The sequence below is a fragment of the Ancylobacter sp. SL191 genome (assembly GCF_026625645.1).
Lineage (GTDB): Bacteria > Pseudomonadota > Alphaproteobacteria > Rhizobiales > Xanthobacteraceae > Ancylobacter.
Genome location: NZ_CP113056.1, coordinates 2,828,266 through 2,851,286, shown reverse-complemented (window position 1 = coordinate 2,851,286; position 23,021 = coordinate 2,828,266). Strand labels below are relative to the sequence as shown.

Here is a 23,021-nt window from a genome sequence, read left to right as displayed (position 1 = left end):
CATCTCAGGCAACGGCCTGGCACAGCTCGACGCGGTCGCGCCCGGCCTGCTTGGCGCGGTAGAGCGCGGCGTCGGCCTCGGCGCAGAGCCGCTCGAGAATCGCCTGCCCGTGGGCATCCCCGTTGCCGTACCCCTGCTCCTCCCCGGCTGGCGCGTTCGCCCGCGTGGCGACGCCGATACTGACCGTGGCGAGGAAGGCCGGCACGCCGCCCTCATGGGCGATGCGGGTGCTGGCCTCGCGAAAGGCCTGGCGCAGCCGCTCGGCGGTCGCGTGAGCGAGCGTCTCGTCGGCGCCCGGCAGCAGCACGGCGAATTCCTCCCCGCCGAGCCGGCCGGCCACCGCGCCAGCAACGCCGCTCTGGCGCAGAATCTCGCCAAACAGCGCCAGCACCCGGTCGCCGGCGGCATGGCCGTGCCGGTCATTGATCGCCTTCAGATGGTCGAGGTCGAGCATCAGCAGCGCCAGCGCGCCACCCTGCGCGCAGGCCGCGCGCGCCCACGCCAGAAAGCCGCGCCGGTTGGCGAGCCCGGTCAGTTCGTCGCGCGCGGCCTCCTCGCGCAGCTGCCGCATCGTCTGTTCGCGCACCAGCAGCACCAGCAGGAAGCTCGCCAGCACGATCAACCCCATGCCGATGACGCCATAGATCGCCGCATCGGCCGAGAGGATGGTCAGCACCTGCTCGCGCGGCGTCAAAAGCACGGCCACCAGCCGCACGACATTGAGCACCACCAGCGAGCCGCTCATCGCCAGCAGGCCACGGCGCAGCGCCGGCTCGGGGATCGAGGCGCGCCAGATTTCCCGCGCCGCGGCGAAGGTCAGGGCCGCGACGAGGGCGGCGAACAGCACGAGGCGGTCATGCATGGAGCCCGCAAAGGGCGGAACCATCACCAGCACGCACCACGCGGCGGGGGCCGCGATCAGCCGCCAGAGCTGCGAGCGGCGGCCGGCGACGCTGCGCAGCGCGACCCATTGCAGGCTGTAGCCGGCCAGCAGCACGGCATTGGGCAAAAGCCCGAAATAGGGTGAGGGCAGAAAGTCACGCAGCAGCAGCCCGGCAATGCCGACCGCCAGCGCCAGTGTGCCGCATCCCCATTGGGCCAGGCACACCTCGCGGCCGCCAAGCGCCCACGCAAAAAAGGTCGCGCCCGCCGAGAACAGCCCGACGAGACCGATGATGACCCAGAGCGTCCAGGGATCGAACTCCATCCACCGCCCGGTCCGCGCCGGTCCCCGTGCCATGCCAAGCGGATAAGGGACTCAGCGCGCGCCCCGTCCGCGCCGCCAGCATACCCCCGCACAAGCAAAAGGGCAGGCCTTGCGGGCCTGCCCTTCGAGATCGTCCGTGTAAAACGGAAATCAGCGCTTCGAGAACTGGAAGCTGCGGCGGGCCTTGGCCTTGCCGTACTTCTTACGCTCGACGACACGCGAATCGCGGGTCAGGAAGCCGCCCTTCTTGAGCGGGCCGCGCAGCTCGGGCTCGTAATAGGTCAGAGCGCGCGAGATGCCGTGGCGCAGCGCGCCGGCCTGGCCGGAGAGGCCGCCGCCGGAGACGGTGGCAACCACGTCATACTGGCCGGTGCGGGTGGCGCACGAGAAGGGCTGCTGGATGATGAGGCGCAGCACCGGGCGGGCGAAATAGGTCTCGATATCGCGCTCGTTGACCAGGATCTTGCCCGTGCCGGGGCGGATCCACACGCGGGCGACCGCGTTCTTGCGCTTGCCGGTGGCGTAGGAGCGGCCCTGGCGGTCCAGCTTCTGGACATGCTTGGGAGCCTCGACGGCCTGCGGCTTCAGGGCCTCGAGCCCGTCGAGCGACTGGATGAGCTCAGCCATTGTCAGATCCCCACATTCTTACGGTTGAGCGCGGCGACGTCGAGCGTGACCGGCTGCTGGGCTTCGTGCGGGTGGCTGGCGCCCTTGTAGACGCGCAGATTGCCCATCAGCTTGCGGCCGAGGGGACCGCGCGCCAGCATGCGCTCGACCGCCTTCTCGACCACGCGCTCGGGGAAACGGCCGTCGAGGATGAACTTCGCGGTCCGCTCCTTGATGCCGCCCGGAAAGCCGGTGTGGTGGTAGTAAACCTTGGCGGCGCGCTTGTTGCCGGTCAGCACCACCTTCTCGGCGTTGATGACGACGATGTTGTCGCCGCAATCAACGTGGGGGGTGTAGGTCGGCTTGTGCTTGCCCTTGAGGCGGGTGGCGATGATCGTCGCGAGACGGCCGACAACGAGGCCGGAGGCGTCGATCACGACCCACTTCTTGTCTACGTCGGCCGGTTTTGCCGAATACGTCTTCATGGGAATGTCCAATATGCAAGGGGATGCCAGCCTTAAGCGGCGGCACTTCTCTCGTGGCGCGGCTTTTAGCGGAGCCGGCGCGCAACGTCAATCGGCACAGTTCCGAAAAAGCTTATCCAATTCAATGGGTTACGAGATAGGTATTTTATTACCTGCTTCTAAGTCCCTAAAATGGCTCACCCGGTGGCCCCGCAGCCCATGAAAGCGCGCCCGTGCCCCGGCCGGCGATGGATTTCCGCCGCCCGCGCGCCTATCTCGAGGACGGGCCAGCCACGACCGCCAAGCTCCCGTGTGAGCCGCCGGGCGCAGAAGGGACAGAGCATGCCGCACGATTCCTATGACGACGCCTTCATCGCCGACTGGCTCGGCCGCGTGCGCACCATCGCGGTGGTTGGCGCCAGTCCCAACCCGACCCGTCCGAGCCACGGCGTCGCGCTCTATCTGGCGCGGCACGGCTACAAGGTCATCGCCATCAATCCCGGCCAGGCCGGGCGCGACATTGCCGGCCTGCCGACCTATGCGCGCCTCGCCGATGTGCCGGAGCCGATCGACATGGTCGATGTGTTCCGCGCGCCGGAACATCTCGATGGCGTGGTGGCGGAGACCCTGGCGCTCGCCCCGCGCCCGGCGCTGATCTGGACCCAGCTCGGCGTGCGCGACGACGCGGCCGCCGCGAAAGCGGAAGCGGCGGGCATCGCCGTCATTCAGAATCGCTGCCCGGCCATCGAGATTCCGCGCCTGCGCTTGCCGCGCCTGGCGTGAGTTTCATCGGGCGCTGCTTGAAGAAGAGGCGGGGCGACAGCGCGGCGGTGCGTACCGCGGACCACGGCACCGAGGCATCCGCCACGCCTGCGAGGCGCCGCTTACCCGTACCGAAGCCGCACTGCCGCCCCGCGCCCACTCTAGGGACCGCGGCTTTCGCGAAGCTGTCGCGGGGCTGGCAGCCGGAGTGGCGGACCGCGGGCGGCAGCCCCCGCTCGGCGCGGCCGGACGCCCCCTCCCCTGCCGGTTCAATCCCGGATCGTCAAAACAACGTAAAACATTCGTTGTTTAAATATTTTGCCAGACATCTTGCGTTTTTTAGCGGAGCCGCAAGGATGGAGGTAACGGCCGCCCTCACGCGGCAGAGGCCGAGCAGGAGACACCCATGACCGAGACCCCCACCACGCCCGGATTCGCCACCCTTGCCGTCCATGCCGGCGCCCAGCCGGACCCGACCACCAAGGCGCGCGCCACGCCGATCTACCAGACCACGTCCTTCGTGTTCGACGATGTGGACCACGCCGCCTCGCTGTTCGGGCTGAAGGCGTTCGGCAACATCTATACGCGCATCGGCAATCCGACCAATGCGGTGCTGGAGGAGCGCGTCGCCGCGCTCGAAGGCGGCACGGCGGCGCTCGCGGTCGCCTCGGGCCATGCGGCCCAGCTCCTCACCTTCCAGACCCTGCTGCAGCCGGGTGACGAGTTCATCGCCGCGCGCAAGCTCTATGGCGGCTCGATCAACCAGTTCAACCACGCCTTCAAGAGCTTCGGCTGGAACGTGGTGTGGGCCGATTCCGACGACATCGCCTCCTTCGAGAAGGCGATCTCGCCCAAGACCAAGGCGATCTTCATCGAATCCATCGCCAATCCCGGTGGCATCGTCACCGACATCGCCGCCATCTCCAAGATCGCCAAGCGCGCCGGCGTGCCGCTGATCGTCGACAACACGCTGGCGACGCCCTACCTGATCCGCCCCTTCGAGCATGGCGCCGACATCGTCATCCACTCCGCCACCAAGTTCCTCGGCGGCCATGGCAACTCGATCGCCGGCATCATCGTCGATGGCGGCTCGTTCAACTGGTTGCGCGAGGGGCGCTACCCCTTCCTGTCGCAGCCGCGCCCGGAATATGAGGGTGTGGTGATCGGCGAGACCTTCGGCAATTTCGCCTTCGCGATCGCCGCCCGCGTGCTCGGCCTGCGCGATCTCGGGCCGGCGCTCTCGCCCTTCAACGCTTTTCTCATCCTCACTGGCATCGAAACCCTGCCGCTGCGCATCCAGCGCCATTGCGACAACGCGCTGGCGGTGGCCAAATTCCTCGCCGAGCATCCCAAGGTGGAATGGGTCAGCTATCCCGGCCTGCCGGGCGACCGCTATTATAACCTCGCCCAGCGCTACACGCCCAAGGGCGCCGGTGCGGTGTTCACCTTCGGGCTGAAGGGCGGCTATGAGGCGGGCGTGGCGGTGGTCTCGGGCGTAAAGCTGTTCTCCCACCTCGCCAATATCGGCGACACCCGCTCGCTCATCATCCACCCGGCCTCCACCACCCACCGCCAGCTTGCCGACGAGCAGAAGAGCGCGGCGGGCGCGGGACCGGAGGTGATCCGCGTCTCCGTCGGCATCGAGGATGCCGCCGACATCATCGCCGATCTGGAGCAGGCGCTGGCGGGCGCCTGATTCACACCAAGCTTTCGCCGGGCTTGCCGAAGATGAACGATTTATGAGTTTGGCATGCGGGCGGTGCAGGGCTGGGATGCGGTATACTTCCTACCGAATGAGCAGGATGTCGAATATATAGGCAGCGAACTGATTAACGGACGTGCAGCTGGCCCCGCGTGAGGGATGGCCGCGATCCGGTATCTAAGCTGATGGAGACTTCACATGCTGCTCTGGGGCCTTGTTGCCAAGCAGATCCGCCGCTGGCAGGCGTACCGCCGCACCGTTCTCGAGCTCTCGCAGCTCGACGACCGCACGCTCGCCGACATCAACGTGACCCGTGGCGAAATCGTCCGCGTCGCGCGTCAGGCGGCTGCCGCGGCCTGATTGGCCGGACGATCCGGTGAGGCAAGCCTCACTGGCCTGATCGTCCACCACACTGCACTGATCGAACGGCCCCGGAAATTTCCGGGGCCGTTTCTTTTTCGGCCCGGTTCCGTGCTAAGGGCGCGGCTGGAAAGATGAGTAAAGGCAGCCCAGCGCGATCATGACGAGCTCGCAGATGCGTCCGGTCCACATCATCGGCGGCGGCCTCGCCGGCTGCGAAGCCGCCTGGCAGCTCGCCCGTCGCGGCGTTCCCGTGGTGCTGCACGAAATGCGCCCCACGCGCGGCACGGACGCCCATAAGAGCGAGGATCTGGCGGAGCTGGTCTGCTCCAACTCCTTCAGATCAGACGATTCTTCCAATAACGCGGTCGGCGTGCTGCACGCCGAGATGCGCCGCCTCGGCTCGCTCATCATGGCCTGCGCCGACGGTCACCAGATACCGGCCGGCGGCGCGCTGGCGGTCGATCGCGAGGGATTCGCCGCCGCCGTCACCGCCGCCATCACCGCCCATCCGCTCATCACGCTGGAGCGCGGCGAGATTACCGGCCTGCCGCCGGAGGACTGGGACAGCGTCATCATCGCCACCGGCCCCCTCACCTCCCCGGCGCTGGCCGACGCCATCCGCGCCCGCACGGATGAGAGCGCGCTCGCCTTCTTCGACGCCATCGCGCCGATAATTCACTTTGATTCCATAGACATGGACGTGTGCTGGTTCCAGTCGCGCTATGACAAGGTGGGCCCCGGCGGCACCGGCGCCGACTACATCAACTGCCCGATGGACAAGGCACAGTACGAAGCCTTCGTCGCCGCGCTGATCGAATCCGATACCGTGCCCTTCCGCGACTTCGAGGCCGCGACGCCCTATTTCGACGGCTGCCTGCCGATCGAAGTCATGGCCGCGCGCGGGCCGGAGACGCTGCGCCACGGCCCGATGAAGCCGATGGGCCTCACCAATGCCCACAACCCGACCGTGAAGCCCTATGCCGTGGTCCAGCTCCGGCAGGATAACGCGTTGGGAACACTCTATAATATGGTAGGTTTCCAGACCAAGACGCGCCATGCCGAGCAGGTGCGGATCTTCCGCACGATTCCCGGCCTGGAAAAGGCCGAGTTCGCCCGCCTCGGTGGCCTGCACCGCAATACCTACCTCAACTCGCCCAAGCTCCTCGACCGCACCTTGCGGCTGAAAGCCGAGCCGCGCCTGCGCTTCGCCGGCCAGATCACCGGCTGCGAGGGCTATGTGGAAAGCTCGGCCATGGGCCTCATGGCCGGCCTGTTCGCCAGCGCCGAGCGCCTCGGCGGTGTCATGGAACCGCCGCCCGCCACCACCGCCCATGGCGCGCTGCTCAATCACATCACCGGCGGCCATATCGAGACGGTGGAAGCCGGCCCGCGCTCCTTCCAGCCGATGAACATCAATTTCGGCCTGTTCCCGCCGCTTCACGCCAACCCGACCCGCGATGCCGATGGCAATCGCCTGCGCGGTACGCAGAAAACCGTGGCCAAGAAACAGCTTATGGCGGCGCGCGCCTTGGCGGAGATGGACGGCTTCGCCCGCGCCCATGCCGATCTCGCCGGTGAGGAAGCCGCGTGACCCTTCGCCCCGACGCCCTCTCGGCCCCGCGCGGCTTCACGCTCGACACCGTGCTGAAGCGCGACATCTTCAGCACCATCGAGCGCGGCACCTGGCATGACGGCCAAGGCCGCGCCTTCCCGGCCGTGCGCCGGCGCTATGACGACGTGAAATGGTGGGTGAAGCCGCTCGCCCGCCACTTCGCCCGCCGCGAGGCACGGGCGCTGCGCCGGGCCGAGGGCAGCGGTCATACCGTACCGGTTTACGCGCTGGAGGAAGGCGCGCTGGTGCGCGGCTTTGTCGACGGCATCCCCCTGCAGATCGCCCGCCCCTATGGCGACGCCGCCTTCTTCCGCTCGGCGCGGCAGGGCCTGCGCGAGGTGCATCGCCGCCGCATCGCCCATAACGATCTCGCCAAGCCGCAGAACTGGCTCTACGCGGCGGACGGGCGCGCCGTGCTGATGGATTTCCAGCTCGCCTTCTGTTTCAGCCGGCGCAGCAAGATCTTCCGCATCGCGGCGTATGAGGATATTCGCCATCTGCTGAAGCAGAAGCGCAGCTTCTGCCCGGAAGCGCTCACCCCGATCGAGAAGCGCATTCTCGCCCGCAAGAGCCTGTTCAACCGCATCTGGATGAGCACCGGCAAGAAGGTCTACAACTTCGTCACCCGCCGCCTGCTGAACTACCATGATACCGAAGGGCGCGGCCCGCGCGCCATGGAGCAGGGCCCGGCCATCGCCGCCGTGCTGGCCGCCCATCCGGGCGTCAGCGCGGTCCATATCGCCGACTTCCCGACTGCCGGCCACAGCTTCGGCCTCTATGCCTTCGTCGAGGCCGCCGGGGTGGACGAGACGGCGCTGCGCGAGCGCCTCGCGACCGCCCTGCCGGGTATCCTGCCGCCCGAGCATATCCAGACCGTGACCGCCCTGCCGCGCGACGCGAGCGACGAGCCGCGCGATGATCTGCTGCGCCTCGTCGCCCTGAACCAGCTCGACCAGCTCGACCAGCTCCCGCGCACCCCCGAGCAGCAGGTCGCGCTTGACGCCATCATCCGCGAGCGGCGCAACCTTAGCGACCGCGTCCGGCGCGGCATTTAGCCGGGGTTTCACCATACCGGCCTTGACTCTACCGCGCTGCACCTAAAGATGCGCCCGCGGATCGTGGGGTGGTCCGCGGACCAATCGCGTGGGGGCATATGCGCTATCTCATCACCGGCACCGCCGGCTTCATCGGCTTCCACCTCGCGCGCCGGCTGCTGGAAGATGGGCATGAGGTCGTCGGCTTCGACGGGATGACCGCCTATTACAATCTGAAGCTCAAGGAAGCCCGCCACGCCGCGCTCGGCCAGTTCGCGGCGTTCCGGCCGGTGATCGGCCGGCTCGAGGACCGCGCGCTGCTGAGTGCCACCGCCCATGAGGCGCGCCCGGACGTCATCGTCCACCTCGCCGCGCAGGCGGGCGTGCGCTACAGCCTGGAAAACCCGCAGGCCTATCTCGACTCCAACCTCGTCGGCTCCTGGAACGTGCTGGAACTGGCCAAGGAGCTGGAGGTGAAGCACCTTTTGCTCGCTTCGACCTCCTCCATCTATGGCGCGAACCCCACCGTGCCGTTCCACGAGACCGACCGGGCCGACGAGCCGCTCACCTTCTATGCCGCCACCAAGAAGGGCATGGAGATGATGGGCCACTCCTATGCCCATCTCTACAAGGTGCCGACGACCGCCTTCCGCTTCTTCACCGTCTATGGCCCCTGGGGCCGGCCGGACATGGCGCTGTTCAAGTTCGTCTCGGCCATGCTGGCGGATCAGGAGATCGAGATCTACGGCGAAGGCAAGATGAGCCGGGACTTCACCTATATCGACGATTTGGTGGAGGCCATCATCCGCCTGGCCGCGATCCCGCCGGGAGAGGCCAACCGCGTTACCGCGCCCGCCGGCGTGGATACGCTGTCCGCGCAGGGGCCGTTCCGCGTGGTCAATATCGGCGGCGGCAACCCGGTCGGGCTTATGGATTTCGTCGAGACCATCGAGGACATCATCGGTCGCCCGGCCAAGCGCAAGATGCTGCCGATGCAGAAGGGCGACGTGCCGCGCACCTTCGCCAGCCCAGCGCTGCTGCAGGCGCTCACCGGCTATTCGCCCGCCACCCCGCTGTCGGTCGGCGTGCGCGCCTTCGTCGATTGGTATCGCGAGGCGCAGGTCTATCTCTGACGCGTCTCCGACTTTGACGCTCTGTTAAGCGCGTCGTGAAGCCGGGCTTTCTGGAAATGGAATGGCAATCACGCCGGTGATAAAGCTTCGCGCAACATTCATCGTCGACAGACGGTGATGGGGCGAGCGGCGGACGTCATCCTTTCCATGTCGATTCTTTGCGGGTTGCATGACCTCGGCTTCATGCCGTACCGGCCTCAGGCCGGCGGGGCACGGCGAGACATGGCGTCACGAGGGATTACCCGATGACGCGCTGGACCCATGGCCTGGTCAACCGCCTCGTCATCCTCTGCGACCTGACGATGATCGCCCTCGCCACGCTGGCGGGTTACCTGATCTGGCACGAGCTGAGCTGGAGCCAGACCGCCGTTCTCGGCGTCATCGCGGCGTCGGTCTATGCGGGCACGCTGACGCTGGGCCAAGCCTTCCGCGTCGAGCACTATAAGCGCCTGCGCCGGCAGATCGTCCATGTGCTGATCGGCGGCATCCCGGCCGCGCTAGCGGTGCTGCTGGTCTATTACGCGCTGGTTCCGGCCGAGGACGAGGATCTCACCGCCCTCGGCCACTGGGCGACCATCGCCGCGCTCGCGCTGCTCGTCGGCCGCCTGCTGCTGGTCGGCTGGCTGATCCGCTCGATCAACCGGCGCGGCCTGCTGCGCCGCGACGTGCTGGTGATCGGCGATCTCGACCGGGCCTACGCGCTGGTACGAAATTACTATGAGGAGCAGCAGGGCGAGCGGCTGCTCGACTTCATCGCCGTGTTCCGCGACGAGGGCCGCCCGGCGACGCCCGCCGAGCTCGCGGGCGAGGGCGTGCCGCCGATGCGCGGGGGGCTTGCCGAACTATTCGCCTATGCCCGCCGCGACACGGTGGACATGGTGATCGTCACCAAGTCGTGGAACGACGTGCGGGCCATTGGCGAGGTGGCGCAGCAGCTCAACCGCTTCGCCGTCGACGTCATGCTGGAGCTGGAGCCCGGCACCTTCAAGCCGGGCTATGCCGGCCTCACCAGCATTGCCGACCACCGCGCTTTGCAGGTGCAGCAGCGCCCGCTCAAAGGCTCGCTCGGCATCTTCAAGGCGGTGGAGGACTACACCGTCGCCACGCTCGGGTTGATCCTGGTCTCGCCGGTCCTGCTGCTGGCCGCCCTCGCCATCAAGCTGGATTCGCCCGGCCCGGTGCTGTTCCGCCAGGCCCGCATTGGCCTGAACAACCGCGAGTTTACCGTCTACAAGCTTCGCACCATGCATGTGAACCCGGCCGATGACGGCTCGGTCGCCGCCGTGCGGGAGGATCCACGCATCACCCGCGTCGGCGCGCTGCTGCGCAGCTTCTCCATCGACGAACTGCCGCAGCTTCTCAACGTCCTCAAGGGCGACATGTCGGTCGTCGGCCCGCGCCCGCATGTGCCGAACATGCGGATCACCGAGGATGTGCGTTATGAGGCGATCAGCGACTATGTCGCGCGCTACCGCATGAAGCCGGGCATCACCGGCTGGGCGCAGATCAACGGGATGCGCGGCGGCATCTACACCGTCGAGAAGGCCGAGCGCGGCGTCGAGCTCGACCTCTACTACATCGAGCACTGGTCGATATGGTTCGACATCCGCATTCTGCTGCTCACCGTCACCAAGGGCCTCGCCGACAATTCGGCGTTCTAAGGCTGGCGCTGGCGGCGCTCGCGTGCCTTGCCGGGGCCGCAGCCGCGCGGGCCGAGCCGGCACGGCCCTTCCTCGCCTATCAGGCAAGCTGGTACGAGCCGCCGGCGCAGGACGGGGCGGCGACCACCCTCGCGCGCCTCCCCGCCGCCCTCACCCATGTCGCGCTGGCCTTCGTGAAGCCGGACCTTGCCTATACCGGGGGCCTCGAGCTGGCCGGCACAGGGCTGCAATACCCGTTTTCCGGTGCGGTGCTGAAGGACGCCATCGCCGCGCTGAAGGCCCGCGCTCCCGCCACGCGCGTGCTGCTGGCGGTGGGCGGGGCGACCTATGGCGGCTGGGACAGGCTCGACACCGGCGCGCTCGCCCGGCTGGTGACCGATCTCGGCGCGGATGGCGTCGACATCGACTATGAACCGACGCAGCCCGCCTGCCTGATCCGTACGGGCTGGGTCGCCTGCGCCAGCGATGCGACGTTCATCAGCCTTGTGCGGCGCCTGCGCGACGCCCTGCCCCGGCCTTATATCCTCAGCATTGCCGGTTGGAGCGTCGGCGCTTATGGCGAGGGCGCCTTCGCCAACGCCCCGCCGCCAAGCCCCTGGCGCGGCTCGATGATCGCGCTGCTGCGCGCGCCCGAGGCGGCGATGCTCGATCTCGTGGCGATCATGAGCTATGACGCCGGGCCGCATTACCAGCCGCTGGAGGCCTTCCGCGCCTATCGCAGCCTGTGGAAAGGCCCGCTGGCGCTGGGCATCCCGGTCCTGCCGCCGACGCAGGGCGAAAAGCGCGTGACGCTCGCCGGCACCGCCGCGCTGATGGCGGCGCTGAAGCCGGACCCGCTCGGCGGCGCCATGCTCTACGCGCTGAACCTGACGCCCCCCGGCCCTCCCGGCCCGGACAATCCCGATGCCAGCGCGCTCACCACCGCGATCTGCATCGGGCTGGAGCTTGAGGGCTGCACGCCCTGAGGCTCAGCCGAGCGCCGGTGCGTCCTTGTGGCGGGCGATGACGTTGCAGAACTCGCTGGGGCGGCTGCCGAGCGGGGTGAGGCGGCCATCTTCCTCCAGGTGGAAGAAGCGGTAGTCGCGGGCCGCCAGCAGGTTCCAGGCGGCCGCCGCATCGCCGCCCGCCTTCATCAGGGTCGGGCAGTTCATCTCGAAGATCACGGTCGGCCGGTCACGCTCCAGCGTCTGCGCAGCGCCGGCAAGCACCTGCCCTTCCGCGCCTTCCACGTCGATCTTGATGCAATCGACGCGCGGCAGGCCCTGCTCGGCGACCAGAAGGTCGAGCGTCGTCAGCTCCACGCTCTCGCTGCCGGCATCCGAGCCGTCGCTGAGCAGCGAGAAGGCCTGCGGATCATCACCCAGCGGGTTGTGGAACAGCGACGCACGGCCCGGCGCATCCGAGAGCGCCTTGCGCACGATGGCGACATTGGCAAAGCCGTTCAGCGCGACATTGGCGGCAAGCTGTGTGCCCGCCGCCTCGCCGGGCTCCACCGCGACGATACGGGCCGCGCTTGGCGCCATTTTCAGCGTGAACAGGCCGATATTGGCGCCGACATCGACGAACACGTCGCCCGGCCGCACGAATTTCTGGAGGTAGTGCAGCTCCGGCTCCACCGCGTCCCGCAGCAGGAAGGCGGAAACGGAGGTAAAGCGCAGATCCGGCGGCACGCGCAGCTTGGCGCCGCCCGGCACCAGCTCGAAGACCGGGCTGCGCCCCAGCGCCACCGCCGCCATCCAGCGCAGGCCGCGCGCACTCACCGCCAGCGGTGCTTCGCGGAAACCGGGCATGCGCATGAGCTTGGACAGGCGGCGCAGCATCCTAGTCTCCGTCGGATCGGGCATGGGCGCCGAAGCTTATGCGGTGCGCCGGTCGCGCTGTCGAGGGGCGCCGCCCCCGCACGCGCAGGAGGTAGATGGCGAGCGCCATGACCACGCCGAGTTCGCCCGGCGTGAACACCAGCGAATAGACCGCCGAGGTGACCAGCAGATAGAGGATGTAGTCGGAGAGCGCGAGCACCAGTGCGTCATCCGTGCCGCGCGCGGCCCTCAGCACGACGATAACCCCCCAGACATAGAGCCCCGCCAGCAGCAGCGCCCCCAGCAGCCCATATTCGAAGACGACGCCGAACCAGCCGAGATCGGCGATGTAGAACTGGTCATTGCCGAAAATGTCGGCGAGCGTGATGGCGCCGAAGCGGGTCGTGGCGCCCACCCCGAACAGCCAGCGCCACGGGTCGTCGCCGAGGAAATTCGCCGCCAGCGCCAGCGAGTGCTGGCGCACGGTGAGCGAGCCGCCGAGCGACTGCACCAGACTATCGGCGTTCTGCACCATCATCGCCCCGACGCCGAGCGGCACCACGGCGAGGAACAGCCCGACGATGAGCAGGCGCCGGCGAGGCGCCAGCGAGGTGACAGTGGCGTAGACGCAGATCAGCAGCATGCCGCCAATGGCCGTGCGCTGCTTGTAGATCATCAGCATGGCGAGGAAGCCGGCGAGGATCAGCAGCGGGGCCAGCAGGGTCGGGCGCTGCACGGCGCGGCGCGCGAGGTAGAACAGCAGCAGCGCGCCGAAGAACATCGGCATGTAGATGCGATAGCCGCGCTCGACCTCGATCATGAACAGCTTGCCGAGCATCGGATCGTTCACATACCAGCTCGTCGGCACGGCGATCCACAGCAGCACCATCAGCGCGAAGGTCGCCGCCCCGAGCCCCACCAGCACGGCGCGCAGCCGGTCATGGCTCGGTGCCAGCCAGACGAGCAGCGCCGAGAGCGCGAAATAATAGGTGATCGGCCACACCTTCACCGTGGTGATCAGCGCGTCGATCAGCCCATTGCCGAGCTGCACCATGGAGATGAAGGGTGTGACGCCCAGCGCATAGGCGAGGAAGACGAGATAGAAGCGCTTGGCCGGCAGCTCCAGCCGCACCACCGCATAGAGCGCCAGCGGCAGGCAGGCGAGCGGCCACGCCTTGGAGAGCAGATAGGGGGCGGTCAGCTCGTGCAGGTAATGGAAGCACTGCGCGAACAGCGGCAGGGTGACGACGAGGATCGTCGTTGTCACCAGCCCGGAGAACCGCTCGTCGGAGATCGGCAGCGGGTCGGGCACATAGGCGCGGGGTAGGCTCACCACCGCCGCGCGGCGCCGGGAGGTGACGCCCCCGCTCATGCCCCGCCCTCCGGCGGCGTCATGCCGTAGCGCGCCGGATCGCGGCGTGCCTTCAGCGCCGTCAGCAGCACGGGCGCGGAATCGATGAAGACGCGGCGGGCGTGGCCAAGCGGGTTGCGCGCGAGGCGATACGCCCATTCCAGCCCCGCGCGGCGCAGAAAGGCCGGCGCGCGCGGCACGAGGCCGGTAGCGAAGTTCAGCGCACTCCCCACGCACAGCCCGCAGCCCACCGCCCCGCCGCGCGCCGCAATGGCGCGCGCCAGATATTCCGACTGCGGCGAGCCGGCGACGAGGAAGACGTAACGCGCCGGATGAGCCACGACGAACTCCACGCACGCCGCCACCGCGGCGGGATCGCGGATGAAGCCCATGGGCGGCACATGCAGGGCGAGACGGGTGAGGCCGAAGCGCGCCATCAGCCGGCGCCGCAATTCCTCGCTGCCACCGATCACCGTCACCGGATCCTCCGGCGCGGTATGGTGCTCCAGCAAGGCGAGCGTCACGTCGCTGCCGGCGGCGTGCGGCAGGTCAAGCCCGAACAGCCGGCGCGCGAGAACACGCGGCACCTGCCCATCCAAAAGGCGCAGCCAGGCATGGTCATAGGCGTCGCGGAAGCCGGAATCGCCGAGTTCATTCAGCCGGGTGAAATGCGCCGCATTGGGCGTCACGACATAGGCGAAGGGCGCATCGGCCGGCCGCGCGGCGATGGCGGCGGCGGCCGCCGCCGTGTCCAGCCGGGCGATCGGCACGCCGAGATAGACGACCTCCGGCACGGCTTCCACGGGGGCTCTTCCTTGGTGGCGCCCCCTTAGGGGGTCACGGTGCTCTGCGTGCCCATCGTATAGTTGAAGCTGCGCTGGAACGGCACCACCTTGTTGATGAACTGGTCGATCCAGACATTCAGCTCGGCGACGGAACTGCGCGGCACATAGATGATGTCGCCCGAGACAAGCTGCACATCGTCCAGTGTGAAGCCGGTCTGGATGATCTCCTTGACGTCGACGAGGCGCAGCATCGGCATGTTGTCCGGGCCGCGGCGGATAATCGCCACCTGCCCGGTGCGCGCCTCCTCGGTGAAGCCGCCGGCGGTGAGGATGCCCTGCAGCGTGCCGTTGCGCATCTCCGAAAGATTATAGGGGCCGGGCCGCTCGACCATGCCGCCGATGTAGACCTTGGCGGAGACGGGGTCTTCGAGCGCGATCACCACCTTCTGGTCGGCGAGCTCGACGCGCGAGGCGCGGCGCACCACTTCCTGCGCGCCGGCGAGCGTCATCCCCTCGACCTTGAGCTGGCCGATGGCGCGCGGCGCCACCGTGCCATCGGGCGAGACGGTGAGTTCCTCGTCCATGTCGCGGGTGAGGAAGTATTTGATCTTCAGCTTGTCGCCGGGACCGATCCGGTACGGAGGCACCTGGCTGCTCCACGGGCGGAAGCCCTGCGGGTTGACCTCGGTGAAGCGCAGTTCCTGCCCGGTCGTGAAGGCATCGCCCGGGCTCTGCGGCTTGCCGACCGAACCGGTGGTCTCGCGGCTCGTGGTGCAGCCGGCGAGCATCACGGCCAGCAGCAGCGCCGGCACGAGCACGGCGCCCTGCCGCCCCCGCCACGCCCGTGCGGCGGCGCGGAAGCGGGGCGCGTCGTCGCCGCTGTCGGCTAGGGGCATCCATCTTCTCCGGCTCGGCACGCGCCACCGCCACGGGCGGCACGCTGCGACGCTCGAAACCTAAAGAAACGCGGTTAACGAAGCCTTAAATCCTTGCAATGACTCGGCTTCCCGCAGCGGCACTCAGCGGCGGCAGGTGGTGCCGGCGCGGCGCGCATCGCGGTAGAAGGGCACGAGGTCCAGCCGGTCGATATGACGCCAGAGAGCGCTCTCGCGCGGTGGACACAGGCCGATCAGCGCGGCGGTCGGGTTGCCCTTCCAGTCATCGGGCACATGAACCATGGCCGACCAGACGCCGAGCGAGAAATCCGGCTCGTTCGCCCACCAGCGGCTCGGCAAGGCGCGGCGCAGATAGTCGCGGATGGCAAGGCGCCCATCGAAGGGGAACGGGTCGATGGACGGGTCGAGCGGGCTCGCCCCCGGCAGGTCGCCCGTGCCCGTCTGCGCCCCCACCGGCAGGCTCGGCGCAGCGATCGCCAGCAGCGCGGCAGCCACCAGCACCCCGGCGCGCCCGGCTCTTGCGAGGCGCCCGGCTGCGTGGTTCATGCGGGGGTGTCGTCCCATCCGGCCCATGGGGGCGATATGCCATGGCGGGCCGGCGCTGTCTCGCTTCTCCCTAGCCGGTTGTAAAGGATCGCATGCCGAGCCTCCCCTCCCGTCTCTCCCGGCTGGCGCTGGCCTATGCGCCCTATGCCGGCGCGCTCGCCGTGCGCGGGCTGGAGGTGGTGGGCAAGCTCGGCCTGTTCATGCTGGCGGCACGCCTGCTCGGCACGCATGAGGCGGGGCTCTATTTCATCTGCCTCACCTGGGTCGGCCTTGCCGCCACCATCGCCCGCGCCGGCTTCGAGAAGGCGGTGGTGCGCCATATGGCGGCGGAGATCGCCATTGGCGACGGCGCGGCGGCGCAGCGGGCCATGCTCACCGGCCTTGGTTGGACGCTACTCGGCAGCGTCATCGCCACGCTGGCAACGCTCGCCGCCGCGGCGCCCGCCGCGTCCTACCTGTTCCACGATCCCGATCTGGCCGCCCCACTGCGCATCGCCGCGCTGGCGATCCTGCCGCAGGCGCTGTGCTTCTATGCCGGCCATGTGCTGCTGGGGCTCGGGCGCGGCGTCGCCGGGCAGTTCGTGCAGAACGCCTCCTGGCCGGTCTTCACCCTCCTCGCCATGCTGGCGGGCGCGCAGTCGCTTTCCGCCATGCTCTATGCGCTGGCCCTCGCCAATCTCGCCGCCACCGCCATCGGCGCCGGGCTGATCCTGCGGGCCGAGCGCGACGGCGCCGCCCCGGTCGAGGCTCCCGCCGGCGCCCTCCCCGCGCTGTGGCGCACCGCCGTGCCGCTGGGGCTGGTGGAGGTGGTGCAGGTCTCGCTCAACTCCATCCCCATGCTGCTGCTGGCGGTCTATGCCAGCCCCGCCGAGGTCGGCGCCTTCAGCATCGCCAACCGGCTGTCCATCCTCATCTGGGTGGTCATCATCGCCATCGGCTCCATCGCCGCACCACGCTTTTCCGCCCTGCACCGGCTGGGCGACTGGGCCGGCCTGCGGGCACAGAACCGGCGCGCGCGCCGGCTGGTCGCGCTGTGCAGCGTGCCGCCGGTCGCCCTTATGATGCTGGTGCCCGGCCCGCTGCTGGCGCTGATCGGCCCCGGCTTCGAGATCGCCGCCACCGCCCTCGTCATCATGGCGGCCGGACAACTGGTGAACGGCCTGCTCTCCTGCCAGGACATCGTGCTGGCGATGACCGGCCATGGCGGCCTGCTGCGCTGGCTGAACGTCGCGCAATTCCTCGTCTGCTGCGCCGCCGGCGCCGTGCTCGTGCCGCTTTACGGGATGAATGGCGCAGCGATCCTCACCGCCCTCGTCATCGTCCAGGGCGCGCTCGGCACGGCAATCGCGGTGCGCCGGCTGATGCCGCAGGCTTTTTGACGCAGCGGCTGCCGGTCTTTACCGGCGCTTAGCGTTAATGGCGCACACTCACGTCGAGTAGAGGTGTGGCCGCCCGGCCGGTGGGCGTGCAGGTGGCGTTGAATGGCGATGACGGGAACCTATGCGGGCGAGGCCGAGGCCACGGCCGCCGGCCAGTGGTCCGGCAGTCGCCCGCCTGCCTTCACGCTGCGCGACTTTCTCATCGCCGCCTTCTTCCACATCCGCATCATCCTGCTGGCCGCGCTGCTGCCGCTGGCGGCGGGCGTGACGGCGGCGACCTTCGCCAAGACGGAATACACCGCCAACAGCCTGCTCATGGTCATCGTCAGCCGCGAGGTGACGAACGCGCAGAACGTCACCGGCACCGGGCCGGCCGTGCTGTCCATCGAGGGGCTGAAGCAGGTCGAGTCCGAGGTGCAGATCCTCGAGAGCGCCGATGTCATCCGCACGGTGATCGAGGATATGGGCCGCGAGACGCTGTTCCCGCCCGGCCTTTTGTCCCGCGTGCGCGATCTGCTCGCCGGGCCCGGCAGCGCCATGGACAAGGCGATCGAGCGATTCCGACGCAATCTGCGCGCGGCGGTGCTCGACGGCTCGAATGTCATCGAGGTGTCCTTCACCCATCCCGACCGCGCCATCGCCATCGAGGCGACCGACAAGCTGGTCGCCGCCTATATGGCGCGCCGGCGGGTCATCATGGAGAACCCCACCGCCCGCATCCTCCAGGCCGAGGTGGAGCGCTTCCAGCGCGACCTCTCCGCGACCGACCGGGCGATCGAGGGGCTGAAAAGCCGCGTCGGCATCATCGATTTCGACCAGGATGCCGTGCTCGCCGCCAATCAGGTCGATTCGGTGGTCCAGCGCCGGCGTCAGGTCGCCGAGCGCAAGGTCGCGGTGGCCGGCCAGTTGACCGAGGCGGAAAAGCAGCTCGCCGCCCTGCCCCCGACCGTGTTCGACTTCAACCAGAAGAGCGACGCGCTGGGCAATGACGACGACAACAACACGCTGAGCCGGCTGCTCATCGAGCGCGACCGCCTCGCCCTGCAATACGCGGCCAATGGCGCGATGATGCGCGAGATCAACCGCAAGATCGAGACCATCCGCAAGCAGATCGCCACCCGCAATGAGCGGCTCTACGAGACCAGCCGCGACGTGCGGAACCCGGCGGTGGGCTATGTGAACAACATGATCCTCAGCCTGCGCATCGAGGCGGACGCGCTCGACCGGCAGGAAAAGGAACTGGTCGTCCAGCAGGCGGACGCCGAGAAGCGCCTCACCGCGCTGCGCGCCGCCGAGACCGAGCTGGTCGAGCTCAACCGCCGCCGCGAGACGCTGTCGGAGGGCTACCGCGAATATCTGCGCCGCGCCACCGCCGCCAAGATCGAGGAATCCGCCGCCGCCGAGCGCGAATCCAATGTGCGCCTCGTGCAGGATGCCGGCGCCTCTGTGACCAACCGCTCCATGCGCCTGCCTTTCCTCGGCGCCGGCCTCATCGGCGCGGTGCTGTTCGGCGCGGCCGCCGGCGCTGTCGCCTCGGCGCTGCGCTCGACCTTTATCCAGCCGAGCGAGACCGAGCGGGCGCTGGAGGTGCCGGTGCTCGGCGAGTACGACAATCCCGCGCGCGGCGAGGATGATGCCGCGCTCCAGCGCGACGCCGGCAACCTCGCGGCGCTGCTGGCGGATACGCGGGTCGACGGCCAGCCGGTGCGGGTGATCCAGTTCGTCGGCGTGGAGGCGGACCCGGCGCTGTCGGGCCTTGCCGAGCGGGTCGCCACGGAATTCACCACCCAGCGTGGCCTGCGCACGCTGCTGGTCGACCTCACCGCCGCGCCGGTGACGATTGACGACCCCTCGGTCCGCCTCAAGGGCGGCATCCGCGCCCGCCCCACCGGCACGCCGCTCTTGTGGAGCCTGACCGACGCGCAGACCTCGCCCTTGCTCCAGCTGCGCACGCCGCTGCATGAGGCGGAAGGGCTGATGCGCGAGCTGCGCCAGGAGTGCGAGGCGGTGGTGTTCTGCGGCACGGCGCGCGAGGCGAGCGCGCTCGGCCATCGGCTCGACGCGCTGGTCGACGGCAATGTGCTGGTGGTGCGCGCCGACAAGACCCGCAAGCCCGCCGCCATCGCGCTGCGCAGCGCGGTGGTGGAGAGCGGCGGCGTGCCGCTCGGCTTCGTCTTCATTGGCCGCCGCTACATCCTGCCGGACTGGATCTACCGGCTCACCTGAACCGGATCGGCCACCGGGCGCGCCTGCGCCCGCAACTCGCGGATGAAGGCGTCGATCAGCGGCTGCTCGCCGCTCAGCCGGCGCGTCGCGGCGAAATGCGCGGAATCGAAGCCGTAGCTTTCCGGCTTCAGCACACGCATCTGCCCGCGTCCGACCCAATCCTCGCCAATATGGCGCGGCAGATAGCCGATGAAGCGGCCGGACAGGATCATCATTACCTGCGCCTCCATCTGCACGATGGCGGCGCTCGCGCGCGGATGGTTCACCCGGTAGAGGTCGTCGAGATGGCGGTAGCGCCGCACGGAGAACAGCGCCTCCTCGATGCGGGCATGGCTGATCTCGGCACCCGGCAGATCGAACAGCGCATGGCCGCGCCCGCAATAGAGCGCCTGCGCCTCCCGGTGCAGCGGAATATAGGTGATGCCCGGCACTTTCTGCGAGAACGGTCCGACCACAAGGTCGCGCTGCCCGTCCATCAGCGCCCGCTCCAGCGCCAGCGGCGTGCCCAGCTCCAGATCGACGAACACCTCCGAGGCATACTCCATGTAGCGGGCGAGCGCGGTCTGGAGACCCAGTTGCGGGTTGGTCACGACGCCATCGACGATGCCAACGCGCAGCCGTCCGACGAGGCGGCGCTGGTCGCGCCCGATCCGGCCGTGAAAGGCATCGATGTCCTCGAACAGCCGCAGCGCGGCGACGAGCGTCGCCTCACCGAAGGAGGTGAGCCGGAACCCCGCCCGCCCGCGCTCGCAAAGTTGCCCGCCCAGCTTGCGCTCCAGCGCGGCCAGATGCGTCGAGAGCGTGGATTGCGACAGGTTCAGCGCGATCTGCGCGTCCTGAAACCCGCCCTCCTGCGCCAGCACCACGAAGACGCGCAGCAGCCGCAGGTCGATATTGTCCAACCGCCGCATGGCGCCGTCCCCCTTATGCCCTACCCGTCATCCCGGCCGAGCGCAGCGAGAGCCGGGATCGCCCCCAACCTCGTTTTGCCGGGACGCGATCCCGGCCCGGTCCTGCGGACCGTCCGGGATGACGGATCAAGGCAAGCGCCCGATACATCTACATCTATCAATACATCCTTCCACTAATTCCGATTTTCTGGAAAGTGGAACTGCGCCAGCATGGCCCCGCCCTCCCGCTGGAGTCCCCCCGATGCGCGCCCCTGCCCTCCCCATCTCCCGCGTGCCCGTATGACGCTCGACGGGCTCGCCGGACGCACGGTCCTCGTCACCGGCTCCAGCCGTGGCATCGGGCTCGGCATCGCCCGCGCCTTCGCCGCCGCCGGCGCGGAGTTGCACATGCTCGCCGATGATGCGGCGATCCATGAGGCCGCCGGCCGGCTCGGCGCGCGCGGCCATCAGGCGGACATCACCTCGGCGGAGGCCGTGGCGGCGGTGGCGGCGTCCATCCCCCGGCTCGACGTGCTCGTGAACAATGCCGGGCTCGAACTCGTCACCCCGCTCGACGATGCCGGCGCGGCGAATGAAGCGGTCTTCCGCCGCGTGGTCGAGATCAACGTCGTCGGCACCTTCCTGGTCACCCGCGCCCTGCTGCCGCGCATGGGCCATGGCGGGCGCATCATCAACACCGCCTCGGTGTGGTCGCGCTCGGCCGAGGCGCTGTTCGGCGCCTATGTCGCCTCCAAGCACGCGGTGATCGGCCTCACCAAGACCTGGGCCAAGGAACTCGGCCCGCGCGGCATCACCGTGAATGCGGTGTGTCCGGGCTGGGTGCGCACGGAAGCCTCGCTGCGCTCGCTCCATGCCATGGCCGCGCGCATGGCTGCCGAGCCGGAAACGCTGTTGAACGAGATCGTGGCCGGGCAGATCCTGCCGGGATTCATGGAGCCGGAGGATGTCGCCGGCACCTATCTGTTCCTGGCGTCCGACCTTGCGGCCAACATCACCGGCCAGAGCCTCGGCGTCGACCGAGGAGAATTCCCATGGTGAGCCCCCACAAGGATTTGCGCGTCATCGTCACCGGCGCGGGCAGCGGCATTGGCCGCGCCTGTGCCGATGCGCTGAGCGCCGCCGGCGCCAAAGTGGTGGGCTTCGACCTGCACCCGCCGGAGCAGACCTCGCACTGGCCGACCATCCTCACCAATGTGTCGGACGAGGCCGCCGTCGTCGCCGGCATGGATGCGGCGCGCGACCAGCTCGGCGGGCTCGACGTCATCGTCAACTGCGCCGGCGTGCTGGTCGACACCCCGCTCGCCAGCTTCGACATCGGCGCCTATGAGCGCATGGCGGCGGTGAACATTCGCGGGCCGATCCTGATGGCGCGCGAAGCGCTCAAGCACTTCAACGGCCCGGCCCCGGTGCGCGGGCGCATCATCAACATCGCCTCGGAACTGGCCTATCTCGGCCGCGCCGGCGCCTCCGGCTACTGCGCCACCAAGGGCGCGGTGCTCAGCCTCACCCGCGCCTGGGCGCGCGAACTCGCCCCGGACATCCTGGTCAACGCCGTCGCCCCCGGCCCGGTCGACACGCCGCTGCTCGGCTTCGACCGCATGAGCCCGGCCGAACGGGCGCTGGAGACCACCAACCCGCTCGGCCGCGTCGGCCGGCCGGAGGAAATCGCCCAGGCGGTGCTGTTCCTTGCGAGCCGCGCCACCGGCTTCATCACCGGCCAATGCATCAGCGTCGATGGCGGCGCGGGCATGCATTGAGAGATTTGCACCGACAGAACCCGAGGGAAACATGGTCGACAGCGTCCGTCTCGACGAACTGAGCTGGCCCGAATTCGCGGCGAAGATCGCCGCCGGCGCGCCGGTGCTGCTGCCGGTCGGCTCCACCGAGCAGCATGGGCCGCATCTGCCGCTCAATGTGGACGTGGTGTTGCCCACCGGCGTGTGCGAGCGCGTCGCCCGCGCGATCGGCGGCATCGTCGCCCCGACGGTGAATTATGGCTGCAAGTCCATGCCGCGCTCGGGCGGCGGCGAGCAGTTTCCCGGCACGCTGAGCCTTGATGCGCACACCTTCTCGCTGGTGCTGCGCGACGTGATCCGCAATCTCGGCCGGCAGGGCGTGCGCCGCCTCGTGCTGGTGAACGGCCATTACGAGAATCTCTGGCCATCGGTCGAAGGGCTGGACCTGGCTTTGCGCGAGCTTTCCCGCGACGGCATCACCGACATGCAGGTAATGCGGCTGGAATATTGGGACTTCGCCCAGCGCGCGACGCTCGACACGCTGTTCCCTGACGGCTTCCCCGGCATCGACCTCGAACATGCGAGCCTGCTCGAGACCTCGCTCATGCTCTTGCTGCGCCCGGATCTCGTGGAGATGGACAAGGTGCCGAGTGACGGCCCGGCCACCTTTCCTCCCTATGACAAATTCCCCGTCCCCGCCGATTTCGGCCTGCCGCCCTCTGGCGTTCTGGCCGTTGCCACCGGCTCCACGGTGGAAAAGGGCGAGCTGCTGATGGCCGACTACGTCACCCACATGTCCGCCGCCATCCGCAAGGAATTCGGGCTGTAGGCCCGTTGGAAACCCACCC

Annotated in this window: 22 protein-coding genes; 13 read left to right on the top strand and 9 right to left on the bottom strand. The window is 68.7% G+C overall.

Going from position 1 to position 23,021, the window contains the following annotated elements; genetic code table 11:
- Window positions 1–4: 4 nt before the first annotated feature.
- The 3 genes from OU996_RS12985 to rplM all read right to left on the bottom strand — a co-directional run bounded on the left by OU996_RS12985 (window position 5) and on the right by rplM (window position 2,298).
- Window positions 5–1,207 carry a GGDEF domain-containing protein gene (locus OU996_RS12985; protein WP_267582039.1) on the bottom strand — a complete coding sequence of 401 codons (1,203 nt, stop codon included), beginning with the start codon at window positions 1,205–1,207 and terminating at the stop codon, window positions 5–7.
- A 150-nt stretch (window positions 1,208–1,357) separates the two neighbouring features.
- A complete protein-coding gene (gene rpsI, locus OU996_RS12980; RefSeq protein ID WP_267582038.1) occupies window positions 1,358–1,834 on the bottom strand; it encodes a 30S ribosomal protein S9 in 477 nt (158 codons plus the stop codon).
- Window positions 1,835–1,836: 2 nt separating this feature from the next.
- Entirely contained in the window at window positions 1,837–2,298 is a 462-nt protein-coding gene (gene rplM / locus OU996_RS12975) for a 50S ribosomal protein L13 (RefSeq protein WP_267582037.1), read from the bottom strand.
- Window positions 2,299–2,619: 321 nt separating this feature from the next.
- Here rplM and OU996_RS12970 point away from each other — a divergent pair, with 321 nt between their 5' ends.
- From OU996_RS12970 to OU996_RS12935, 8 genes are all read left to right on the top strand, one after another.
- Window positions 2,620–3,060, top strand: coding sequence for a CoA-binding protein (locus OU996_RS12970; RefSeq protein ID WP_267582036.1), 441 nt, complete (start codon window positions 2,620–2,622; stop codon window positions 3,058–3,060).
- 385 nt (window positions 3,061–3,445) lie between these two features.
- Window positions 3,446–4,735, top strand: coding sequence for an O-acetylhomoserine aminocarboxypropyltransferase (locus tag OU996_RS12965; RefSeq protein ID WP_267582035.1), 1,290 nt, complete (start codon window positions 3,446–3,448; stop codon window positions 4,733–4,735).
- Window positions 4,736–4,939: 204 nt separating this feature from the next.
- Entirely contained in the window at window positions 4,940–5,101 is a 162-nt protein-coding gene (locus tag OU996_RS12960) for a DUF1127 domain-containing protein (RefSeq protein ID WP_267582034.1), read from the top strand.
- 175 nt (window positions 5,102–5,276) lie between these two features.
- Entirely contained in the window at window positions 5,277–6,695 is a 1,419-nt protein-coding gene (gene trmFO / locus OU996_RS12955) for a methylenetetrahydrofolate--tRNA-(uracil(54)-C(5))-methyltransferase (FADH(2)-oxidizing) TrmFO (protein ID WP_420712631.1), read from the top strand.
- Window positions 6,692–7,771, top strand: a complete 1,080-nt coding sequence (locus tag OU996_RS12950; protein WP_267582032.1) for an RIO1 family regulatory kinase/ATPase — start codon at window positions 6,692–6,694, stop codon at window positions 7,769–7,771. The genes trmFO and OU996_RS12950 overlap by 4 nt, the downstream gene beginning before the upstream one ends.
- A 98-nt stretch (window positions 7,772–7,869) precedes the next feature.
- Window positions 7,870–8,883 carry an NAD-dependent epimerase/dehydratase family protein gene (locus OU996_RS12945; RefSeq protein WP_267582031.1) on the top strand — a complete coding sequence of 338 codons (1,014 nt, stop codon included), beginning with the start codon at window positions 7,870–7,872 and terminating at the stop codon, window positions 8,881–8,883.
- A gap of 245 nt (window positions 8,884–9,128) precedes the next feature.
- Complete coding sequence (locus OU996_RS12940) at window positions 9,129–10,544, top strand: exopolysaccharide biosynthesis polyprenyl glycosylphosphotransferase (protein ID WP_267582030.1); 1,416 nt, start codon at window positions 9,129–9,131, stop codon at window positions 10,542–10,544.
- Window positions 10,478–11,509, top strand: a complete 1,032-nt coding sequence (locus tag OU996_RS12935) for a glycoside hydrolase family 18 protein (protein ID WP_267582029.1) — start codon at window positions 10,478–10,480, stop codon at window positions 11,507–11,509. Before OU996_RS12940 ends, OU996_RS12935 begins: the two co-directional genes overlap by 67 nt.
- A 3-nt stretch (window positions 11,510–11,512) precedes the next feature.
- Here OU996_RS12935 and OU996_RS12930 read toward each other — a convergent pair whose 3' ends face one another.
- From OU996_RS12930 to OU996_RS12910, 5 genes are all read right to left on the bottom strand, one after another.
- Window positions 11,513–12,364, bottom strand: coding sequence for an FkbM family methyltransferase (locus tag OU996_RS12930; RefSeq protein WP_267582028.1), 852 nt, complete (start codon window positions 12,362–12,364; stop codon window positions 11,513–11,515).
- A 1-nt stretch (window position 12,365) separates the two neighbouring features.
- Window positions 12,366–13,715, bottom strand: coding sequence for a hypothetical protein (locus OU996_RS12925; RefSeq protein WP_267582027.1), 1,350 nt, complete (start codon window positions 13,713–13,715; stop codon window positions 12,366–12,368).
- The gene (locus tag OU996_RS12920; RefSeq protein ID WP_267582026.1) at window positions 13,712–14,497 is read right to left on the bottom strand and encodes a WecB/TagA/CpsF family glycosyltransferase; all 786 of its coding nucleotides are present in this window, start codon (window positions 14,495–14,497) and stop codon (window positions 13,712–13,714) included. The genes OU996_RS12925 and OU996_RS12920 overlap by 4 nt, the downstream gene beginning before the upstream one ends.
- A gap of 26 nt (window positions 14,498–14,523) precedes the next feature.
- A complete protein-coding gene (locus tag OU996_RS12915) occupies window positions 14,524–15,375 on the bottom strand; it encodes a polysaccharide biosynthesis/export family protein (protein ID WP_267582025.1) in 852 nt (283 codons plus the stop codon).
- Window positions 15,376–15,498: 123 nt separating this feature from the next.
- Window positions 15,499–15,921, bottom strand: coding sequence for a hypothetical protein (locus OU996_RS12910; RefSeq protein WP_267582024.1), 423 nt, complete (start codon window positions 15,919–15,921; stop codon window positions 15,499–15,501).
- A 92-nt stretch (window positions 15,922–16,013) separates the two neighbouring features.
- Between OU996_RS12910 and OU996_RS12905 the strand changes: the two genes are divergently transcribed.
- Window positions 16,014–17,300, top strand: a complete 1,287-nt coding sequence (locus tag OU996_RS12905) for a lipopolysaccharide biosynthesis protein (RefSeq protein WP_267582023.1) — start codon at window positions 16,014–16,016, stop codon at window positions 17,298–17,300.
- Between the two features lie 102 nt (window positions 17,301–17,402).
- A complete protein-coding gene (locus OU996_RS12900; protein ID WP_267582022.1) occupies window positions 17,403–19,526 on the top strand; it encodes a GumC family protein in 2,124 nt (707 codons plus the stop codon).
- On the opposite strand, the gene OU996_RS12895 is transcribed toward OU996_RS12900, so the two are convergent.
- Window positions 19,511–20,437: a LysR family transcriptional regulator gene (locus tag OU996_RS12895; RefSeq protein WP_267582021.1), complete on the bottom strand. Its 927-nt coding sequence runs from the start codon at window positions 20,435–20,437 to the stop codon at window positions 19,511–19,513. The genes OU996_RS12900 and OU996_RS12895 overlap by 16 nt on opposite strands.
- Window positions 20,438–20,716: 279 nt before the next feature.
- Here OU996_RS12895 and OU996_RS12890 point away from each other — a divergent pair, with 279 nt between their 5' ends.
- The 3 genes from OU996_RS12890 to OU996_RS12880 are packed head-to-tail and all read left to right on the top strand — an operon-like array spanning window position 20,717 to window position 23,002.
- Window positions 20,717–21,475, top strand: a complete 759-nt coding sequence (locus tag OU996_RS12890) for an SDR family NAD(P)-dependent oxidoreductase (RefSeq protein ID WP_267582020.1) — start codon at window positions 20,717–20,719, stop codon at window positions 21,473–21,475.
- The gene (locus tag OU996_RS12885; protein WP_267582019.1) at window positions 21,469–22,194 is read left to right on the top strand and encodes an SDR family NAD(P)-dependent oxidoreductase; all 726 of its coding nucleotides are present in this window, start codon (window positions 21,469–21,471) and stop codon (window positions 22,192–22,194) included. Before OU996_RS12890 ends, OU996_RS12885 begins: the two co-directional genes overlap by 7 nt.
- 31 nt (window positions 22,195–22,225) lie before the next feature.
- The gene (locus tag OU996_RS12880; RefSeq protein ID WP_267582018.1) at window positions 22,226–23,002 is read left to right on the top strand and encodes a creatininase; all 777 of its coding nucleotides are present in this window, start codon (window positions 22,226–22,228) and stop codon (window positions 23,000–23,002) included.
- Window positions 23,003–23,021 lie beyond the last annotated feature (19 nt).

Excerpts from the sequence above, each read along its gene's own strand:
- OU996_RS12985 (WP_267582039.1), bottom strand. The coding sequence starts at position 1,207 with ATGGAGTTCGATCCCTGGACGCTCTGGGTCATCATCGGTCTCGTCGGG.
- rpsI (WP_267582038.1), bottom strand. The coding sequence starts at position 1,834 with ATGGCTGAGCTCATCCAGTCGCTCGACGGGCTCGAGGCCCTGAAGCCG.
- rplM (WP_267582037.1), bottom strand. The coding sequence starts at position 2,298 with ATGAAGACGTATTCGGCAAAACCGGCCGACGTAGACAAGAAGTGGGTC.
- OU996_RS12970 (WP_267582036.1), top strand. The coding sequence starts at position 2,620 with ATGCCGCACGATTCCTATGACGACGCCTTCATCGCCGACTGGCTCGGC.
- OU996_RS12965 (WP_267582035.1), top strand. The coding sequence starts at position 3,446 with ATGACCGAGACCCCCACCACGCCCGGATTCGCCACCCTTGCCGTCCAT.
- OU996_RS12960 (WP_267582034.1), top strand. The coding sequence starts at position 4,940 with ATGCTGCTCTGGGGCCTTGTTGCCAAGCAGATCCGCCGCTGGCAGGCG.
- trmFO (WP_420712631.1), top strand. The coding sequence starts at position 5,277 with ATGCGTCCGGTCCACATCATCGGCGGCGGCCTCGCCGGCTGCGAAGCC.
- OU996_RS12945 (WP_267582031.1), top strand. The coding sequence starts at position 7,870 with ATGCGCTATCTCATCACCGGCACCGCCGGCTTCATCGGCTTCCACCTC.
- OU996_RS12940 (WP_267582030.1), top strand. The coding sequence starts at position 9,129 with ATGACGCGCTGGACCCATGGCCTGGTCAACCGCCTCGTCATCCTCTGC.
- OU996_RS12935 (WP_267582029.1), top strand. The coding sequence starts at position 10,478 with ATGGTTCGACATCCGCATTCTGCTGCTCACCGTCACCAAGGGCCTCGC.
- OU996_RS12930 (WP_267582028.1), bottom strand. The coding sequence starts at position 12,364 with ATGCTGCGCCGCCTGTCCAAGCTCATGCGCATGCCCGGTTTCCGCGAA.
- OU996_RS12925 (WP_267582027.1), bottom strand. The coding sequence starts at position 13,715 with ATGAGCGGGGGCGTCACCTCCCGGCGCCGCGCGGCGGTGGTGAGCCTA.
- OU996_RS12915 (WP_267582025.1), bottom strand. The coding sequence starts at position 15,375 with ATGCCCCTAGCCGACAGCGGCGACGACGCGCCCCGCTTCCGCGCCGCC.
- OU996_RS12910 (WP_267582024.1), bottom strand. The coding sequence starts at position 15,921 with ATGAACCACGCAGCCGGGCGCCTCGCAAGAGCCGGGCGCGCCGGGGTG.
- OU996_RS12905 (WP_267582023.1), top strand. The coding sequence starts at position 16,014 with ATGCCGAGCCTCCCCTCCCGTCTCTCCCGGCTGGCGCTGGCCTATGCG.
- OU996_RS12900 (WP_267582022.1), top strand. The coding sequence starts at position 17,403 with ATGGCGATGACGGGAACCTATGCGGGCGAGGCCGAGGCCACGGCCGCC.
- OU996_RS12895 (WP_267582021.1), bottom strand. The coding sequence starts at position 20,437 with ATGCGGCGGTTGGACAATATCGACCTGCGGCTGCTGCGCGTCTTCGTG.
- OU996_RS12890 (WP_267582020.1), top strand. The coding sequence starts at position 20,717 with ATGACGCTCGACGGGCTCGCCGGACGCACGGTCCTCGTCACCGGCTCC.
- OU996_RS12885 (WP_267582019.1), top strand. The coding sequence starts at position 21,469 with ATGGTGAGCCCCCACAAGGATTTGCGCGTCATCGTCACCGGCGCGGGC.
- OU996_RS12880 (WP_267582018.1), top strand. The coding sequence starts at position 22,226 with ATGGTCGACAGCGTCCGTCTCGACGAACTGAGCTGGCCCGAATTCGCG.